This is a genomic window from Azospirillum agricola (assembly GCF_017876095.1).
Classification (GTDB): Bacteria; Pseudomonadota; Alphaproteobacteria; order Azospirillales; family Azospirillaceae; genus Azospirillum; species Azospirillum agricola.
The window spans coordinates 238,420-256,961 of the sequence record NZ_JAGINM010000007.1; the positions used below are offsets into that span (position 1 = coordinate 238,420).

17 protein-coding genes and 1 riboswitch are annotated in these 18,542 nt (G+C 70.4%); of the genes, 13 read left to right on the forward strand and 4 right to left on the reverse strand.

What is annotated here, in order from left to right:
- The first annotated feature begins 52 nt into the window (after positions 1-52).
- The 4 genes from J2847_RS12745 to J2847_RS12760 all read left to right on the forward strand — a co-directional run bounded on the left by J2847_RS12745 (position 53) and on the right by J2847_RS12760 (position 4,763).
- Entirely contained in the window at positions 53-802 is a 750-nt protein-coding gene (locus J2847_RS12745) for an electron transfer flavoprotein subunit beta/FixA family protein (RefSeq protein WP_209779326.1), read from the forward strand.
- A 17-nt stretch (positions 803-819) separates the two neighbouring features.
- Positions 820-1,755, forward strand: a complete 936-nt coding sequence (locus J2847_RS12750) for an electron transfer flavoprotein subunit alpha/FixB family protein (RefSeq protein WP_209779327.1) — start codon at positions 820-822, stop codon at positions 1,753-1,755.
- Between the two features lie 134 nt (positions 1,756-1,889).
- Positions 1,890-2,762 carry a VOC family protein gene (locus J2847_RS12755; protein WP_209779328.1) on the forward strand — a complete coding sequence of 291 codons (873 nt, stop codon included), beginning with the start codon at positions 1,890-1,892 and terminating at the stop codon, positions 2,760-2,762.
- Positions 2,763-2,825: 63 nt separating this feature from the next.
- Complete coding sequence (locus J2847_RS12760) at positions 2,826-4,763, forward strand: PAS domain-containing protein (RefSeq protein ID WP_233474485.1); 1,938 nt, start codon at positions 2,826-2,828, stop codon at positions 4,761-4,763.
- 15 nt (positions 4,764-4,778) lie between these two features.
- Here J2847_RS12760 and J2847_RS12765 read toward each other — a convergent pair whose 3' ends face one another.
- Positions 4,779-7,250, reverse strand: coding sequence for an ATP-binding protein (locus J2847_RS12765; RefSeq protein WP_325169397.1), 2,472 nt, complete (start codon positions 7,248-7,250; stop codon positions 4,779-4,781).
- Positions 7,251-7,469: 219 nt separating this feature from the next.
- Between J2847_RS12765 and murJ the strand changes: the two genes are divergently transcribed.
- Positions 7,470-9,035, forward strand: a complete 1,566-nt coding sequence (murJ, locus tag J2847_RS12770) for a murein biosynthesis integral membrane protein MurJ (RefSeq protein ID WP_209779330.1) — start codon at positions 7,470-7,472, stop codon at positions 9,033-9,035.
- Between the two features lie 18 nt (positions 9,036-9,053).
- Here murJ and J2847_RS12775 read toward each other — a convergent pair whose 3' ends face one another.
- Positions 9,054-9,377 carry a hypothetical protein gene (locus J2847_RS12775; protein WP_209779331.1) on the reverse strand — a complete coding sequence of 108 codons (324 nt, stop codon included), beginning with the start codon at positions 9,375-9,377 and terminating at the stop codon, positions 9,054-9,056.
- Between the two features lie 194 nt (positions 9,378-9,571).
- Positions 9,572-9,651: riboswitch (SAM riboswitch) on the forward strand.
- 82 nt (positions 9,652-9,733) lie between these two features.
- Here J2847_RS12775 and metZ point away from each other — a divergent pair.
- The 5 genes from metZ to J2847_RS12800 all read left to right on the forward strand — a co-directional run bounded on the left by metZ (position 9,734) and on the right by J2847_RS12800 (position 14,234).
- On the forward strand, positions 9,734-10,942 hold the full coding sequence (gene metZ, locus J2847_RS12780) for an O-succinylhomoserine sulfhydrylase (protein WP_209779332.1): 1,209 nt from the start codon (positions 9,734-9,736) through the stop codon (positions 10,940-10,942).
- Positions 10,943-11,014: 72 nt separating this feature from the next.
- Positions 11,015-11,530 (forward strand): phasin family protein, encoded by a 516-nt coding sequence (locus J2847_RS12785; RefSeq protein ID WP_209779333.1) that lies wholly within the window; start codon positions 11,015-11,017, stop codon positions 11,528-11,530.
- Positions 11,531-11,820: 290 nt separating this feature from the next.
- Complete coding sequence (locus J2847_RS12790; RefSeq protein WP_085556989.1) at positions 11,821-12,249, forward strand: hypothetical protein; 429 nt, start codon at positions 11,821-11,823, stop codon at positions 12,247-12,249.
- Positions 12,250-12,317: 68 nt separating this feature from the next.
- On the forward strand, positions 12,318-12,986 hold the full coding sequence (locus J2847_RS12795) for a hypothetical protein (protein WP_209779334.1): 669 nt from the start codon (positions 12,318-12,320) through the stop codon (positions 12,984-12,986).
- Between the two features lie 195 nt (positions 12,987-13,181).
- Entirely contained in the window at positions 13,182-14,234 is a 1,053-nt protein-coding gene (locus tag J2847_RS12800) for a tetratricopeptide repeat protein (protein ID WP_325169402.1), read from the forward strand.
- 54 nt (positions 14,235-14,288) lie between these two features.
- Here the strand turns inward: J2847_RS12800 and J2847_RS12805 are convergent, their stop codons facing one another.
- Both J2847_RS12805 and J2847_RS12810 read right to left on the reverse strand, forming a co-directional pair.
- On the reverse strand, positions 14,289-14,693 hold the full coding sequence (locus tag J2847_RS12805; RefSeq protein ID WP_085556986.1) for a DUF6524 family protein: 405 nt from the start codon (positions 14,691-14,693) through the stop codon (positions 14,289-14,291).
- Positions 14,694-14,733: 40 nt separating this feature from the next.
- On the reverse strand, positions 14,734-15,138 hold the full coding sequence (locus J2847_RS12810) for a DUF6524 family protein (protein ID WP_085556985.1): 405 nt from the start codon (positions 15,136-15,138) through the stop codon (positions 14,734-14,736).
- 231 nt (positions 15,139-15,369) lie between these two features.
- Between J2847_RS12810 and J2847_RS12815 the strand changes: the two genes are divergently transcribed.
- From J2847_RS12815 to J2847_RS12825, 3 genes are all read left to right on the forward strand, one after another.
- Positions 15,370-16,101 carry an MlaA family lipoprotein gene (locus tag J2847_RS12815; protein WP_209779336.1) on the forward strand — a complete coding sequence of 244 codons (732 nt, stop codon included), beginning with the start codon at positions 15,370-15,372 and terminating at the stop codon, positions 16,099-16,101.
- A 204-nt stretch (positions 16,102-16,305) separates the two neighbouring features.
- Entirely contained in the window at positions 16,306-17,955 is a 1,650-nt protein-coding gene (locus J2847_RS12820; RefSeq protein ID WP_209779337.1) for an efflux RND transporter periplasmic adaptor subunit, read from the forward strand.
- A gap of 26 nt (positions 17,956-17,981) precedes the next feature.
- The gene (locus J2847_RS12825) at positions 17,982-18,527 is read left to right on the forward strand and encodes a hypothetical protein (RefSeq protein WP_209779338.1); all 546 of its coding nucleotides are present in this window, start codon (positions 17,982-17,984) and stop codon (positions 18,525-18,527) included.
- The last annotated feature ends 15 nt before the right edge of the window (positions 18,528-18,542 follow it).

Consider the following 18,542-nt stretch of genomic DNA (forward strand, 5'->3'; position numbering starts at 1 on the left):
GCGATACGGCCAGTACGATACGAAAAAACAATCCAAGGAAGGAGAGCGCGCCATGAGGATCCTGGTGCCCGTTAAGCGGGTGGTCGACTACAACGTCAAGATCCGCGTGAAGGCGGACGGCAGCGGCGTCGAGACCGCCAACGTGAAGATGAGCATGAACCCCTTCGACGAGATCGCCGTCGAGGAAGCGGTTCGCCTCAAGGAAGCCGGCAAGGCGAGCGAGATCGTCGCCGTGTCGGTCGGCCCGGCCCAGGCGCAGGAGACGCTGCGCACCGCGCTCGCCATGGGGGCCGACCGCGCCATCCTGGTGCAGACCGACGCCGAGACCCAGCCGCTGGCCGTCGCCAAGGTGCTCAAGGCGCTGGTCGAGAAGGAAGGGCCGCAGCTGGTCATCCTCGGCAAGCAGGCGATCGACGACGACTGCAACCAGACCGGCCAGATGCTGGCGGCGCTGCTCGGCTGGGGCCAGGGCACCTTCGCCTCGAAGGTCGTGCCGGGCGAGGGCTCGGTCGCGGTGACCCGCGAGATCGACGGCGGGCTGGAGACGGTGGACCTCACGCTGCCGGCCATCGTGACCGCCGACCTGCGGCTGAACGAGCCGCGCTACGCCTCGCTGCCCAACATCATGAAGGCGAAGAAGAAGCCGCTGGAGACCGTCACCCCGGACAGCCTGGGCGTCGATGTCGCCCCGCGCCTGACGACGCTGACGGTGGTCGAGCCGGCCAGGCGCAAGGCCGGCGTCAAGGTGGCCGACGTGGCGACCCTGGTCGACAAGCTGAAGACCGAAGCCCGGGTGATCTGAGAGGGGATGATCTGACCATGGCCAACATTCTCGTCGTCGCCGAACACGACAACGCGACGCTCAAGCCCGCCACGCTGAACGCCGTCACCGCCGCCGGCACGATCGGCGGCGACATCCACGTCCTGGTCGCCGGCAAGGGGGCCCAGGCCGCCGCCGAGGCCGCCTCCAAGGTCGCCGGCGTCGCCAAGGTCCTGCTGGCCGACGATTCGGCTTACGAGCACCAACTCCCCGAGGACGTCGCCCCGCTGGTCGTCGCCACCGCCAAGGGCGGCTACGGCCATGTGCTGGCCGGCGCCACCTCGGTGGGCAAGAACTTGGCTCCGCGCGTCGCGGCCCTGCTCGACGTCGCCGCCATCTCGGACATCACCGGGGTGGTCTCGGCCGACACGTTCGAGCGGCCGATCTACGCCGGCAACGCCATCGCCACCGTCCAGTCGAAGGACGCGGTGAAGGTCGTCACCGTGCGGACCACCGCCTTCGAGACCGCCGCCGCGACCGGCGGTTCGGCGTCGGTCGAGCCGGTGTCGGGCGCCGGGGCCGCCGGCCTGTCGCGTTTCGTCTCGGCCGAGCTGACCAAGTCGGAGCGTCCCGAGCTGACCGCCGCCCGCGTGGTGGTGTCGGGCGGGCGCGGCATGCAGTCGGGCGAGAACTTCCCGCTGCTGGAGGCGCTGGCCGACAAGCTGGGCGCCGCCGTCGGCGCCTCGCGCGCCGCCGTGGACGCGGGCTTCGTGCCGAACGATTACCAAGTCGGGCAAACCGGCAAGATCGTGGCGCCCGAGCTGTACATCGCCGTCGGCATTTCCGGTGCCATCCAGCACCTCGCCGGCATGAAGGACAGCAAGGTCATCGTCGCCATCAACAAGGACGAGGAAGCGCCCATCTTCCAGGTCGCCGATTACGGCCTCGTCGCCGACCTCTTCAAGGCGGTGCCGGAGCTTGAGCAGGCGCTGTGATCCGCCAGGGGTGATCGAGGCGGGCCGGGGAGTGTCTCCCGGCCCGTCGCCCGGCGCTCCGAAGCCTCTTGCCGGGGCGGGACGGCTGCTCTATCGCTGACCCGACCAAGGACAAGCCAGGAAGCGGGGCCGCCATGAGCATCAACGGAATCACCGGACTGGATCATCTGGTCGTCGCCGTCCGCGATCTCGACGCGGCGCGCGACGCCTACGGCCGGCTCGGCTTCACCGTGACGCCGCGCGGCCATCACACCGAGCTGAAATCGGCCAACCACACCCTGATGTTCCGGGACGACACCTATGTCGAGCTGCTGGGCATCGAGGAAAAGCGTCCGGCCAACGCCCATTACGCCGATTTCCTTCTGAAGCGCGAGGGCATCGCCGCCGTGGCGCTGAAGACCGCCGACGCGCGCGCCGCCCGCGATCCGCTTGCCGCCGCCGGCTTTTCGGCGGAGGAGGCGGTCGATTTCGGCCGTCCGGTCGAACTGCCCGGCGGCGCCCGCGCCGCCCGCTTCACCATCACCCAGATCGACCCGCGGGCCACCCCCGGCGGGCGCGTCTTCCTGTGCCAGCATCACACCCCCGACATCGTCTGGCGGCCCGACAGCCTGGACCACGCCAACGGCGCCACCGGGCTGGCCGCCCTCGTGGTCGCCGCCGACGATCCGGACGCGACGGCCGGGGCCTACGCCCGTCTGTTCGGCGCCCCGGTCGTCGAGCGCGGGTCGGCCCGCGTGGTGGACACCGGCAACGTGCCGCTGCTGGTGGCCTCCCCCGACCGCCTGCACTGGGCCTGGACCAGCGACCCGGCCTTCGCGACTCCGCGCCCCTTCCTCGCCGGGATGGTGGTCCGCGTCGCCGACCTGGAAAAGGCGCAGCAGGTCCTTCAGAAGAGCAAGTTCCCGACCGTGGTCGGTAACGGCGTGCTGCGGGTGAACTCGACCGCCGCCTGCGGCGCGATGGTCGCTTTCGCGCGGGATTTCGATCTCGACGCGCTCATTCCCTGAGCGGGCGCTTACAATTCGGCGTAGGCGCGGGCGGGGTGCTCGTCTAATCTGCTGACGGGGCGGATGATGCGGCAGACGCGCGCGGAGACGGCGATGGCGGTGGCGGGTGATTCGGCGGAGGCGGGCGCTGAGCCGGAGGCGACGGACGCCGCGCTGTTCGATGCGCTGCCACTGCCGGCCCTGCGGCGCGACTCCGCCGGCCGGCTGCGCGGCAACCGTCTCTTCGCCGCGCTCTACCGGACGGCCGATGGCCTTGCCGACGCGCTGGACGAGGCCCGGCCGGGCGAGGCGCGCGAGCTTCGCCTGACCGCGCGCGATGGGCGCGAGCGCGACCTGTCGGTCCGCGTCGGCGGTCCGCCCTGGATCGCCATCCTCCAGGACGTCACCGACCAGCGGCGCACCGAGCATGGCCTGGAACTGGCGACGGCCCGGCTGGAGGAGGCCTGCCGGACCGCCAAGCTGGGCTATTGGGAATATGGCATCCAGTCCGGCGCGCTGCTGCTGGACGACACCGCCCTCGCCGTGCTCGGCCATGGGCGGGACCGCTTCGACGCCGGCTTCGACGCCCTGCTGGACATCCTCCACCCGGACGACCGGCTGTCCTTCGGCAACATGCTGGAGGGCGTCGTCGGGCATCCGGTCCGCGTCTACGCCGAATACCGCGTGCGGGACGGGGAGGGGCGGACCCGCTGTGTCTCCTCCTCCTGCGCGCCGCGCTTTGACCGCGACGGGCGGCTGACCCATGTCTTCGGCGTGCTGATGGACAGCACGGAGCGGGCGGAGGCCGCCGCCCAGCTCGAAGCGGCCAAGCAGCGGCTGGAGGAGGCCTACCGCACCGGCCATCTCGGCTATTGGGAATACGGGATCCACAGCGGCGATCTCGTGTGGAACGCCGAGGCGTTCGACGTCTGCGGCCAGGATCCGCGCGATTTCCTGCCGACCTTCGACAATCTGCTGGGCATCCTGCATCCGGACGACCGGCGCTCGTTCGGCAACATGCTGGAAAGCGTCATCGGCAACTCCCGGCGCGTCTATGTCGAGTACCGGGTGATCGACCGGGCCGGCGACGTCCGCTACGTCTCCTCCTCCTGCGCGCCGCGCTTCGACCTCGACGGACGGCTGACCCATGTGTTCGGCGTGATGCTCGACACCACCGAGCGGGCGCAGGCGGCCGAGGCGCTGCGCGCCGCCAAGACCCGGATCGAGCAGGCCTATGGCGAACTCCAGGCCGCGCAGGACAGCCTGGTGCAGACGGAGAAGATGGCATCGCTCGGCCAGCTCGTCGCCGGGGTGGCGCACGAGGTGAACGGGCCGGTCGGCGTCGCCCTGACCACCGCCTCGCATCTGCTGAGCCGGGCCGAGGATGTCCGCCGCCAGTTCGGCGCCAACGCGCTGACCCGCTCGGCGCTCTCCGGCTTCCTGGAGGTGGCGCAGGAGGCGGGGCAGCTCCTGGTCGGCAACACCGAGCGCATCGCGGCGCTCGTCCACATGTTCAAGCAAGTGTCCGCCGACCAGACCGGCGACGAGCGCCGCACCTTCTACCTGCGCGAATACACCGAGGACGTGCTGCTGAGCCTGCACACGCAGATCGGCTCCTCCGGTCACCGGGTGGTGCTGACCTGCCCGGAGGCGCTGCAACTGGAAAGCTATCCCGGCGCCTTCGCCCGCGTGCTGACCCATCTGGTGCGCAACGCCCTGACCCATGCCTTCCGGCCGGAGCGGAGCGGCCGCATCGCCATCGACATCCGGGCCATCGACGACGACTGGATCGAGGTGGTGCACGCCGACGACGGGCAGGGGATCCTCGACGGCGACCTGCCCAAGATCTACGACCCGTTCTTCACCACCGCCCGGCACGCGGGCTGTGTCGGGCTCGGGCTGCACATCGCCTACAACCTGGCGACGCAGACGCTGGGCGGGCAGTTGACGGTGCGCAGCGCTCCGGGGGAGGGCGCCGTCTTCACCCTGCGTCTGCCCCGGCGGGCTCCCGGCGCGGAGTAGGAACCGGATGCAGGGTCAGACCGGGCGCGGGCCGTTCCGGCGGAGCGGCTCCATCGCCTCGGCGACGGCCCGTTGCAGGTCGCCGGCCATCACCGGCTTGTGCATGACCTGGAAATCGCCGGCCTCGGCCTCCTGCGCGCGGGCGGGGGCGGTGTCGCCGGTCACCAGGATTCCCGGCAGGATGCGGCCGAGCGCCAGACGGATCTCGCGGATCGCCTCGGTTCCCGTGCGGCCGTCGCGCAGCCGGTAATCGGCGACGATCACGTCGGGTGGCGGGCCATGGCGGACTAGTTCCAGCGCCTCGGCGCAGGATTCGGCGGCCAGCACCCGGTATCCCCACGCGGCCAGCATCGCCCGCAGGCCCTCGCGGACGATCTCGTCATCCTCGACCACCAGCACGGTGGCGGCGGGCGGCGGCTCCGGCGGGTCGGCGTCCCGTTCGGAGACCGTGCGGGGCGCGTCGGCCAGCGGCACCTCGACCATGAAGACGGAGCCCCGGCCCGGAACCGAGCGCAGGCTCACCGGATGGCCGAGCATCGCCGACAGACGGCGCACCACCGCCAGCCCGAGCCCCAGCCCCTGGTCGCGGTTGCGGCCGGCGTTGCCGACCTGCACGAACTCCTGGAAGATGTCCTCCTGCTGGTCGGGCGGGATGCCGATGCCGGTGTCCCACACCTCGATCCGCAGGACGCCGCCGCGCCGGCGGCAGCCGATCAGGATGCGGCCCCGGTCGGTGTAGCGCAGGGCGTTCTCCGCCAAATTCTGGAGAATGCGGCCGAGCAGCATCGGGTCGCTGCGGACGTGGGCGTGGCAAGGGACGATGTGGAACAGCAGCCCCTTGCGGATGGCGACCGGCCGGCTGTTGGCCGAGACCCGCTCCAGCAGGTCGGCGACGGCGAAGACCTCCGGCGCCGGGGTCACCGCCCCCGCCTCCAGCCGCGAGACGTCGAGCAGCCCGTCCAGCAGCATCTTCAGGGCGCCCAGCGCCCGGTCCATGGTGTTCAGCACGTTGCGGGTCGCCGCGTCGGCGGCGCGGACCGACAGCACCTCCATCAGCAGCATCAGCGACTGCACCGGCTGGCGCAGGTCGTGGCTGGCGGCGGCCAGGAACTTGGACTTGGCGATGTTGGCGCGGTCGGCCTCGCGCCGCGCCTCGCTCAACGCGTCCTGCGCCCGCTTGTGCTCGGAGATGTCGCGCACGGTGGCGATCAGGTTGACCAGCCGGCCGTCGTCGTCGCGCACCGGCGAGGCGCGCAGCTCCAGGCAGACGCGCGCGCCTCCCGGACCGCCGGGCCGTTCGAACTCGACGCGGGCGTCGCGCCCGACGAGGATGGCGTCGCGCAGGGGGGCCAGCAGCGCCGGGTCGGCGACCGCCCGCTCCAGCGCCCACAGCGCGCCATGGCCGGGAAGGCTGTGATGGGCCAGCCCCATCAGCCGCTCCAGCGCCGGGTTGCCGTAGACGATGGGCATGCCCGGCCGGGTGGCGTCGGCGATCAGGACGCCGTCGCCGCTCCAGGCGATGGCGCGGTCGCGGATGCGCAGCGCGCGGTCGGCGCGGCGGCGCCATTGCAGCTCGATCACGAAGCCGGCGGTGAACAGCAGGATGACCGCCGTGGTGGCGATGGCCCAGCCGATGTAGAGCCGCGCGTTGTCACGCCAGGGGCCGAACACCGATTCCACGGATTCGCCGACGACGGCGACCAGCGCGTAGTCCTGCGCGCTGCGGTGGGCGAGGATGCGCTCCACCCCGTCCAGGCTGCTGACCGTCCGCAGATTGCCGTCCGGCCGGCTGACCATGCGGCGCCAGGAATCGGAGGCGAAGCCGCGTCCGGCCACCTGCTCGGCCATGTCGTGGCGGGCGAGCATGGTTCCGTCGGTGCGCAGCAGCGCCACGCTCGCCTCCGCCGGCAGGCCGAGCACGCGGTAGAAATGCAGGAAGGCCGCCACCGGGACGTCGGCCACCGCGACGCCGGCGAAGGCGCCGGACGGGGTTTCCAGGCGGCGCGAGACGGGGATCAGCAGGTCGTTGCTGTCGGGCGCCAGATAGGGCGTGCCGATGACCACCCGGCGCCGTCCCGATGCCCGCTGCGTCTCGAACTCGTCCCGTCCGGTGATCGCGGCGCGGAAGGCCGAGCGGCCCGACTCCATGGTCAGCAGCCCTTTGGCGTCGTAGACGCGCACGCCCATCACCAGCCCCTCCTCGAAGGCGCGGCGGGAAGGGAGCTGCATCGCGCGGTTCTGGTCGGCGTGGGCCACCAGATCGAACAGCAGATCGTCCACCCGGCGGAAGGTGGCGACCGCGTGCTCCTCGACCAGCCGGGCCATGACGGTGGTCTTCTGCCGGGCGGTCAGGTCGAGCAGCCGCTCCTCGCGGCCGATTCGGTCGATGAGGATCCACCACAGGGCGGCGAGTCCCAGCGCCACCGCGAGCGCCGGCAGGACGAGCCGGCCTTCGATCTTCAGCAGGAACCTGACAGCCCGTCTCACACCCTCTCCCGCCGGCAAGCGCGATCCGAAGCGGCCATCGCCGTCACCGGAACCGGGACGGCAGGTTGGCGAACGGCGGCCAGCATGCAGCAATGGACGTGCCGAAGCAACGCCCATACTCGTTCCAGGGTGGCGCCGTCCGGGATATTTTCCACTTCCGCGCAAGTCGGGCGAAAGGAGGGCTTTGCCGGGCCCGGCGAGCCCGCTATACCGCGCCGCATGAGCTTCGCCCGCGCCATCGCCACCGTCGGCGGCCTGACCCTGCTGAGCCGGCTCGCCGGCTTCGCCCGCGACATCCTGACCGCGTCGGTGCTCGGGGCGGGGCCGGTGGCCGACGCCTTCTTCGTCGCGCTCAAGCTGCCCAACCTGTTCCGCCGCCTGTTCGCCGAGGGGGCGTTCGGGGTTGCCTTCGTCCCGCTCTTCGCGGCGGAACTCCAGACGCGCGGGCGCCGCGCCGCCGTCCGCTTCGCCGAGGAGGCGCTGGCCGTGCTGATCGCGGCGCTGCTGCCCTTCACGCTGGCCGCCATCGCCGCGATGCCCTGGCTGATGCACGGGCTGGCGCCCGGCTTCGGCGACGAGCCGGCGAAGTTCGCGTTGGCGGTCGACATGGCGCGGCTGACCTTTCCCTATCTGATGCTGATCTCGCTGGTCGCCCTGCTCGGGGGGATCCTCAACGCGCTGGACCGTTTCGGTCCCTTCGCGGCGGCGCCCATCGCCTTCAACCTGACGCTGGTCGCCGCCCTGCTGGTCGCCCCCCGGATGGGGCTGGAGCCGGGGACGGCGATGGCGGCGGCGGTCACGCTGTCGGGCGTGGTCCAACTCGTCTGGATGGCCTGGGCCTGCCGCGCCGCCGGCGTCGTGCTGCGGCTGCGGGCGCCCCGGATCAGCGAGGGGATGCGGCGGCTGTTCCGGCTGATCGGGCCGGGGGCGCTGGGGGCCGGGGTCATGCAGATCAACCTGTTCCTCAACATCGTGCTGGCCTCCCTGCTGCCGTCCGGGGCGGTGTCCTTCCTCTATTACGCCGACCGGCTGAACCAGATGCCGCTCGGCGTCATCGGCATCGCCATCGGCACCGCGCTGCTGCCGGTGCTGGCCCGCCATGCGGCGGCCGGCGACGAGCGGATGGTGCGCCATTACCTGAGCCGCGCCCTGGAGTTCAGTCTGCTGGTCGGCCTGCCGGCGGCGGTGGCGCTCGGGGTGTCGGGCGGCCCGATCGTCGCCGTGCTGTTCGAGCGCGGCGCCTTCGGACCGGCGGAGACGCACGCGACCGCGCTGGCGCTCGCCGCCTACGCGGTCGGCATCCCGGCCTATGTGATCGTGAAGTCGCTGAACGCCGCCTTCTTCGCCCGCCACGACACCGCGACCCCGGTGCGCGTCGCCATCGTGGTGACGGTCGCCACCGCGCTGCTGGCGCTGGCGCTGCTGCCGGCGCTCGGGCATGTCGGCATCGCGCTCGCCACCGGGCTGACGGCCTGGCTGGACGTCGGGCTGCTGGCGCTGGCGCTGCACCGGCGTGGCCGGCTGGCGCTCGACGAGCGGCTGATCCGGCGGACTCCGCGAATCGTCGCGGCGGCGGCGGGCATGGGGGTGGCGCTGGCGGCGGGCGGCGCCGTGCTGGCGCCGTGGCTCGCCCACCCGGCGACGCTCGTGCGATTCGGCGCCCTGGCGCTGCTGGTGGCCGGCGGGGCGGCGGTGTTCGGCGGGCTGGCGCAGGGACTGGGCGGGGCGAGCGTCGCCGACCTCAAGGGCTTCCTGAAGCGGGAGCCGGGGGACGCGCAGGCGTGACCGGCGCGCCTCCCGCCGTCAGACGCGGCGGCGGCCGGCGATGACCAGGGCGATTCCCCCGAGCACGGCGGCCGACGATACGGCCAGGACCAGACCGATTCCCTCGCCCAGCGTCGCGGCGGCGCCCAGCACGGTGATGACCGGAACGCTGAGCTGGACCGCCGCGGCGCGGGCGGCGATTCGGACGGCCGTGAAGACGGCGGGGTCGATCGTCGTCTGGATCAGGGCCAGCCGGCAGAGGATGGAGTTGGCGGCGAAGCCCAGCATCGCCGCGCCGGTGAGCAGGGCGGTGCGCCCCCGGCCAAGGCCGGCGGGGCGAGGTGGCGAAGGGCGCTGGTCCATCGTGGGTCTGATCACTGCCATGGTCTCGCGAGGGTCTCCGGAAAGGCCGGGGGCCACGGGGGCCACCGGCGGCTGCTGGGGTGCCGGATCGTCAGTATCCACATCAAAAAGACTGTGCATATCCGACTTATGGACGAAGCGCCCCGGCCCATCATCCTGAACGCCCTTGACGGTCGCCGCCGCCGGACGTACAAGCGGATTCACGTGGTGATTTGGTCGACCGGCTTGCGGGCCACGTAAAACAATCCGCTAAAAAGGTCCGAGCCGCGTCCGCGCCTCGACCCGATCGGTCGGGGCGTTTTTTCGTTTGTGGCCGGCTTCGCCCCACCGGCGGCATTCGAGGGGAGAGTCGCGTCGTGTCGCGCACCGATCATCGCAATCCGAACGTCTCGGGGCTGCGGCCCCGGTCCAAGCTGGTCCATGGCGGCACCCGCCGCTCGTCCTTCGACGAGACCTGCGAGGCCCTGTACCAGACCTCCGGTTTCGTCTACGGCTCGGCCGAGGAGGCGGAGCACGCCTTCGCCAACGACGGCGCCCGCCACGTCTACGGCCGTTTCCGCAACCCGACCACCGCGATGTTCGAGGACCGGCTGGCCGAGTACGAGGGCGCCGGCTGGGCCTGCGCCACCGCCAGCGGCATGGCGGCCGTGCATGGGGCGCTGATGAGCGGCCTGCGCGCCGGCGACCGTGTGGTCGCGCCGCGTTCGCTGTTCATCTCCTGCTACTGGATCGTCAAGGAACTCTGCCCGCGCTTCGGCATCGAGGCGGTGTTCGTCGACGGCACCGACCTGTCGGCCTGGGAGGAGGCGCTGTCCAGGCCGGCCAAGGCGGTGTTCCTGGAAACCCCGTCGAATCCGGGGCTGGAGGTCGTCGACCTCGCCGCCGTCTGCGATCTGGCGCACAAGGCCGGCGCCGTGGTGGTGGTCGACAACGCCTTCGCCACCCCGGTTCTCCAGCGCCCGTTCGAGTTCGGCGCCGATGTCGTCATCTATTCGGCGACCAAGCACATCGACGGGCAGGGCCGCTGCCTGGGCGGCGTCATCCTGGCCAAGGATGCCAAATACGGCGCCGAGGTCATCCACCCCTTCCTGCGCCACACCGGGCCGACGTTGTCGCCCTTCAACGCCTGGCTGCTGCTGAAGGGGATGGAGACGCTGGAGCTGCGGGTCCAGGCGCAGTCGGCCGCCGCCTTCCAGGTCGCCCAGTTCCTGGAGACGCACCCGAAGGTGGAGCGCGTGCTCTACCCGCTGCTCGCCAGCCACCCGCAGCACGATCTGGTGCGCAAGCAGATGACCGGCGGCGGCAACATGCTGTCGATCTTCCTGAAGGGCGGCAAGGCCGAGGCGTTCAACACGCTGAACGGCCTGCGCATGGTGATGATCTCCAACAATCTCGGCGATTCGAAGAGCCTCGTCACCCATCCGGCGACCACCACCCACTGCAAGCTGACCGACGAGGAGAAGGCGTCGGCGAAGATCCTGCCGGGCCTGCTGCGCCTGTCGGTCGGGCTGGAGGATCCGCAGGACATCGTGGAAGATCTCGACCGCGCGCTCGCCGAGGCGTAAAGATCGTGCCGGAACCTATGTTGCAGTGCAGCGTTGAGGCTCCGGCAACGATATCCAGCGAGGTGTTGAGGAATGGCAGTCTACAGAACCGGCAAGGATCATCCCGCGGAGCGCCTGTGCGCCGTGGCCGGTCACCTCGCCAAGACGGGCATGCGCAGCGGCGAGATGGGGGTCGCCGCCGCGCAGACCATCGGCTACCGCACCGCCATGATGGCGGCCGCCATAGGAAACCCGATCGACTTCGCCAACCCGGAGTTCATCCGCATGGGGTCGGAGAAGGTGGAGGCCTCGGTCGAGGCCTTCCACGCCGTCGCCACCGGGCTCGGTGAATTCTCCAACGCCTGGATGACGATGCTGGCCAAGCAGGCGCAGGCGGCGACCGCGGTGTTCGGGGGGCTCAGCGCCTGCCGCTCGCCGGCCGACCTCGCCGGCATCCAGCAGCGCGCCATCGCCGAGGCGGTGGACGCCGGAATCCACGCCAGCCTGCGTCTGGTCGAGGCCGCCGCCACCCTGACCGCCGCCGGCATCAACCCGGCCTACCGCAAGGTCCGTGCCAACGCCCGCCGTCTGGCGCGCGAGGCGGCCTGACCGTTTCCGACCGCTTGCAGAGCGTCCGGCCGACCGGCGGGGGATCCCCTCGCGGGGGCCTGCCCCGGTGTCCGGACGCGGGCTTGGCCGCAAGGCCGCCGTTCTCCCGTTCCGACGTGAAGATCTCACAGCCTTTCATGCCTTTGCGGGCCTCTCATGCCTTGACAGGTCAATGAGTGCCGAAGGTAAATGAGGTACGTCGGAGGGGGTAGGGGCCGCGAGGCGACCACGCCGACCGTCGAGTTCGTTTCTTATCGTTCCGTCGGTTTTCGTTTCTGCAAGGAAGCTCCATGTCCGCCAACGACGACGCGCGCAAGCGCTTTGCCGATCTCGTCAAGCTCAACGGTCTGACCAGCAAGTTCATCAGCCGTGAAACGGAACGGCGCATCCTGGAAGAGGGCGTGACCCGCTACGAGCTGTCGCTCGACGACGCCCGCGGCCTGCTGCGCACGGTGGCGGCCGACGAGGATTTCGTCTTCGAGAGCGAGACCGGGCTGCGCATCCGCCAGGTCCTCGACCGCCATGCCGGCAAGAAGGGCAAGATCAGCAAGGACCAGTTCCTGCAAACCTCCGCCATCCTGCGCGACTTCTCCAACGACGCCATCGGCGAGGAGGAGTCCAAGCGGCAGGTCAAGCGCATCATGATCGACAACGGTTACGAGCCGCGCCGCGCCGGCCTGCTGCGTTCCAAGCGCTGGTACAAGAACGTCGAGGTCTGAGTCCGGCGGCGCCCCGGCGGCGTCGCGTTCTCGGCCGCTTTTCCTGACGCTCGACCGGACCGGGCCGCATGGACGTCTTGTCTCTTCTGCAATCGGTTTTTCTTCTTCTGGCGCTGCCGGTGGCGCTGGTGCTGCCTTTTTCGCTGTGGGTCCGCATCAGCGACGCGGCCCACCTGCACCACCCCTACGGGTCCTGGCGGCCGGCGCTGGCGACCTTCTGCGGCCTGGCGCTGGGCGCCTGCATGCTGGCGGCGCTGTGGCAGCCGGGCAGCCTCACCTTCGCCGCCATCTTCGCCGACGGCGGGCCCTGGGACCTGTCGATCGTCGAGTTCGCCGAACTGGTCGCGCAGCGGATGGGCGACGCGCCCCACCGGCTGTTCGAGGTTCTGCTGACCGACGACGCCCGCCTGAACTACGGCGTCGTGGCGATGCTGGTCGGCACCCTGTTCGCCGTCGATGTCGGCCTGACGGTGGCGTCGGGGATGCGCGGCCCGATGCTGCTGGCCTTCCTGCTCGACCTGCTGATGGCGGTGCTGGCCGCCGGGCTGACCGTCTACGCCGCCCATGCCGGGCTGTGGCTGCTCAACCGGCTGAATTTCTGGTCCATCGCGGTTGCGATTCTATTGTTGCAGGAGTTTCGTTACGGGGTGCTCGGCCTGTTCCGGCGTCGCCGCCGGTCGCCGCCGACCGGCAGCAACGGCCAGCACGGCTTCACCGGCCGGACCAAGGGGTCGTGACGGGCGATGGTTTGAATCTGAACTGTCCGGAACGGAGCGTTATCGACAGAGGCCAGGAACAGCGGTAGTTTTGCTGAGCGTTCTGCAAGATTCGGGGAAGCGTGACGGGCAATTCAGAGTCCGATTTCACGCTAATGTTGAAAACAACTGTCCGGCTGGGGGTTGGCGATGGATTTCGGGATTTTGACCTTGCCTGTGTTCGCGCTCTCGGCGCTGCTCGGCTATTCGGTTTTTTTCGAGGGGAGCGCAATTCTCTTTCGTGAGATCGACGTTCCCGTTTCGGTGGAGGAGGAGGGCTTCACGCCCAAGGTGGTCGCCTCCCGCCTTGCCAGCGAGGTCCGCGCCGTCAACCGCGCCGCCCGCACCGCCAAGGAGCAGCAGAAGGTCGGGCTGACCGACGACGAGACCGCGGTCAAGGTCGTCGCCGAGCAGTTCGAGTTCCTCAAGCCGATCAAGGCGACGCAGGAGATCATGGGCCTCGTCACCTACACCTTCGGCGGCGAGGTGGTGAAGCTGGAGCATGGCTACGAGTTCACCGTGCGCGGCGAGGACCGCAAGAAGGGCCGGGCCATCTCGGTGTCCGCCCAGGGGCCGCGCCCGGAGGAGCTGATCCGTCCGATCGCCATCGACGTGGCGCGCTTCATCGATCCCTACATCGTCGCCTCCTATTACTACGAGACGACGCGCGACGCCGGCGGCAAGGACTACGCCGACACGCTGCGCGAACTGCGCAACTGCATGATCGTCATGCCCAAGGAGGACCGCCATTGGGCCGTCAACCTGAACGGTCTGGTCCTGCTGCAACAGGGCAAGCCGGAGGAGGCGATCGAAAAGTTCAACGAAGCCAAGCTGATGCGCGCGGATTTCGTCAACCCGATCTACAACACCGGGCTGGCTCTGGCCGCGCTGGGCAAGCATGAGGAGGCCATCGGCAAGTACAAGGAGGTTCTCGCCGCCGATGCCGAGAAGCGCACCCGCTACCCGCACGCCTACACCCAGTGGGGCGTGTCGTTGGCCGCCACCGGCCGTCCGGAAGAGGCGGTGACGATGTTCCGCCGCGCCGAGCAGGCCGACCCGAACTTCGCCGACCTCTACAACGCCTGGGGCAAGCTGCTGCGCGACCAGGGCAAGCAGGCCGACGCGCGCGAGATGTTCCAGCGGGCGGTGGACCGGGTTCCGGAGCGCACCGAGTACCGTGACAACCTGAAGTCCGTGACGCCGGTGGTGACCGGGGCGGTCGCCGGCTGACCCACGGGGAGCGCCCCGCCGGGGGCGCTCCGGGCTCCCTCGGGAGGATGGCCGTCAGGGCGGCGGGCTGAGCACCTGGGACTGCCCGGTCATCCGCCGCTTGACGTGCGCCCAGCAGATTCCGATGGTCAGCACCGTTCCGGTGAGGATCAGCACGACGTAGCTGGACCAGAAGGGCGCGTCGGGGTCGAGCATCCCGGCGCGCCGCATCGCCAGATAGCCGGTCAGCATGACGCCGAGGATCACCAGCGTCCGCCACACCCGCAGGGCCAGCCACGTCACCCGCAGATAGACGATGTAGCAGCCGAGCAGGAAGGCGCCGGCCAGCGCCTTGGCGGACAGGTGGGAGCCGTCGGCGCTGAACAGCCAGTGGATGTAGGAGTAGCCGAGCGGGTTCCAGGTCGCGAAGACCAGCAGGAAGCAGCTCAGCGCCCGTGTGACGAGGCCCAGCCCCTTCATGCCCGGCCGATCCGGTCGGGCGTGTGCGCAGGGGCGATGCTCATTGCGTGATGTTCTCCGAATCCACCTGGCCGCTCAGGCGGTAGCGGATGTGCGACCAGCTGAAGCCGGTGCCGAGCAGGGCGGTGAGGCCGATCTGGATCGCCAGCGTCAGTTCCGTGCCGTCGCTGAGGTCGATCAGCCCGAGGTCGGAGGCGAACCAGACCGCGGTGACGATGACCAGGGTCAGCGAGACGCTGCCGACCAGCCGCATCGACCGCCACAGGGCGTTGGCCTGGAGATAGATGGTGACCATCAGCAGCAGTCCGACGAACAGCTTGAACGCCCAGTCGCCGAAATCGACCTGGAGCCAGTGGTAATAGGAATAGCCCGAGGGGTTGTAGGTGCCGAAGATGACGAGCATGGCCGCCAGAAGGCGAACGATGTATCCGGGAATCGTCAGCATGGCGGGTCTTCGCGTGCGCCCTTCCGGTGCGCCCTCGATGCGCGCCGTCGGGCGCGCGGGGGGAGGGCAGGGACGGAAAACGCACTCTACCCCCGCAACCGGCTGGACGTCCAACGATGCGTGTATGACTTTTGAGCGACCGGCTTTCGCGCGGCGCGCGAAGCCGGTAAAGTCGCGGTGCGTTGCGTTCCGGCGGATTCCGCGCCGGACGGATTGTCGGGGGGACCGGGCATGAAGGCTGTTCGCGCACTGGCTCTCGCCGTCCCGTTGCTGGCGCCGCTCGCGGCGGGCCTCATGGCCGCCCGCCCCGCGGCGGCGCTCGACCTGACGGCCTTCGATCCGTGGGAGGGCTACAACCGCGCGGTGTTCGCCTTCAACAACGGGTTCAATTCCAGCGCGCTGGAGCCGTTGCGGCAGGCCTACGCCAGCGGTCTTCCGGCCGGCACGCGGGCCGGCATCTCCAACGTCTTCGCCAATCTGCGGGAGCCCTGGACCGCAATCAGCAGCACCTTGCGCGCCGATTTTCCCAACGCCGGGACATCGGCGGGCCGCTTCCTCGTCAACACGACGGTCGGGCTGGGCGGCTGGTACGACGTCGCCGCCTCGCGCTTCGCGCTGAAAAGCCGGCAGGACGATCTCGGCAACGTCCTGTGCCACTGGGGGCTGAGGTCGGGACCCTACATGGTGCTGCCCTTCCTGGGGCCGACGACCGGGCGCGATCTGCTGGGGCGGTCGGCCACGATGGTCGGCACCTATTCGGCGCTCGGGCTGTCCACCTACATGGTGTACCGGACCGGCGACGGCATGGTGCGCTACCTGGACGACGGCTTCATCGAGGGCTTCGTCGGCGATCCCAACCTCGACGCCTACGCGTTGGAGCGCGGCCTCTACACCCGCATCCGCGAGGCCCAGTGCGCCGGCGTCGCCACGCCGGGTGCACCTTATGGTGGCGATCAACAATAGAGTCGGCACGTCACTTGCCGCGGCTCGATGGTTTCCGGCGATAACGACCTGTGATCAAGTGTTCGCCGGCCTTTTCCATGACTATTCCGATCTTTCCTATCAATGATTATCCGTGCATGCTTTCCCCGAAGGATTAATCCTTCGGGATGAAGCCGATGGGCCGGCGCGTGCGACGCCGGCGGGACGCCAGGGAGACCCCGTGCGATGCGGTTGAGACGAGCGGCCTTGCGGGTGACCGTGGCATTGACGGCGCTGACATGCGCCGATGCCGTTCAGGCCGCCTGGTGGTCGCGTCCGGCTGTCGACGACGCCGATCCGACGGTCCTGTCGGGCGGCCGGACGCTTCCGGAGCCGGCGGAGACCGCCGGCGTCCTCGACGAGCTTCAGCGGGCGGCCTTGAAAGCCGTCGACACCGGCGTCGGATTCGCCGCGAGCGGCGCGTCCGCGCTGGCGGGCGTGCCCGGCATGATCGCCGGTCCGGTCCGCTCCGCCGGGCAGACGGTCAACCAGTTCGCCTGGGAGGTGGCCTACGTCTTCGGCGCGAACGGGACCCCGGTGGCCATCCCCGGAGTCAGCGAACCCGATCCGCCTGGAATGGATGGCCGCATCGGTGGGCCGCGGATGAATGCGGCGCCGCTTCCGCAGCCGCCGCTTCCCCAGCCGCCGGCCGCGCAACCCGCCTCCCAGACGGTTCCGCCGCCGCAGCCGGCGCCGCCCGCGCAGGGGGGCAGCGCTTCGGCCCTGCCTCCGGTTCCCGTTGACGTCCGGCCGCCGCCGGCCCTGGCGGCGGCCGAGCCGGAGGCGGCCCCGCTCGATCCGAAGCTCTTCGCCGACCTCGTGCTCGACAAGGCGCGGCGGCGGCCGGACGGCTCCTTCTTCGTGCCCAAGCCGTTGCAGCGGCTGTTCGATCTGCGCACGCAGAAGGTGGAAACCGGGGAGGCCGCGCTGTCGGCCCGCCTGCCGGGCCGCATCGTTCCCGATCCCAACGCCCATGGCGACGTCGAGGCCAGCCTCATCGGCCGCATCGAGCCGCCCAAGACCGGCCTGCCGGTGCTGGGCGAGGAGGTCAAGCAGGGCCAGATCCTCGGCTACGTCACGCCCGCCGTCGGCGTCGTCGACCGCACCCAGGTGCGGCGCGAGGTGGCGCGGCTGACCAACGAGATCCGCATCACCGCGGAGAATCTGGAACTGATGAAGCAGTTCTGGTTCGTGCCCTTCCGCGACGGCAAGGTGATCCAGTCGGAGATGCGGCTGGAGGGGCTGCGCCGCGAGCGCGCCGCGCTGCTGCCGATGTTGCAGACGCAGGAGGCGCTGCGCGCCTCGACCGACGGGGTGATCTCGGTCTCCAACGCGATCAACGGGCGCATCGTCCATCCCGGCGAGAAGATCTTCGAGATCGTCAACCCCAACCGCTTGTGGATCGAAGCCATCGCCGCCGATCCCGACGTCGCCAAGACCGCCGCCGCCGTCGACGCCGCCGTGGCGCTGACGCCGGAGGGGCAGGCGCTCGACATCGGTTTCGTCGGCAGCGGCCTCGCCATGCAGCAGCAGGCGGTGCCGCTGATGTTCCGCATCGAGAAGCCCATCGAGGGGCTGCGGGTCGGCCGCCCGGTGACCGTCGCCATCCGCAGCACCCAGAAATCCCGCGCCGGCATCATCATCCCGCATGATTCGGTGGTGGTCGGCGCCAGCGGCCTGGAGGAGGTCTGGGAGCATGTGGCGCCGGAGATCTTCGTGCCGCGCACCGTGAAGACCGAGGCCATCGACGGCCGCAGCGTGCTGGTCACCGCCGGGCTGTCGCCCGGCGCGCAGATCGTCACGCGCGGCACGCGGCTTCTGGTTCAACTGCAATGACCGACAGGACAGGGAGGAGGAACGCCATGGCTCGCATTGTTTCCGGCCGCATCCGCCGCTTCGCTCCGCACGCGCTGGCGGCCCTGGCCCTCGTGGCCTCCCTTCCGGCGGTCGAGGCGCGGGCGGGCGCGACGGAGGAGCGGGAGGCGCCCCGGGTCGCCGTCTCGGTCGGGTCCGTCGGGATCGTCCTGATCGCGGCGAACCAGCAGCTCTACGCCTTCCTCGACCGGCTCGGCGACAACGCCCCGGTGCCGGGCGGGCAGGTGACGGTCAAGGGGCCGAAGATCGATCTGACCCTGACCGAGACCGCCCCCGGCCTCTACCGCGCCGGACCCTTCCTGCCGGCGATCGGCCACACGCCGCTGACCGTCTCGGTCCGGAGCGCGCTCGGCGCCGGCCAGACGGCGGCGGAACTGGTGGTGACGCCACCGCCCGCGCCGGCCCATTCCGAAGGGCGTTTGCGGCCCCTGTGGCTGGCGCTCGGCACCGCCGCCCTGGCCGGCATCGCCGGGCTCGCGTGGCGCGGCCGTCGCCGGCGGACCGCGCCTTCGGCGATTGCCGGCGCGGCCTGACGGGGCGGATCATCC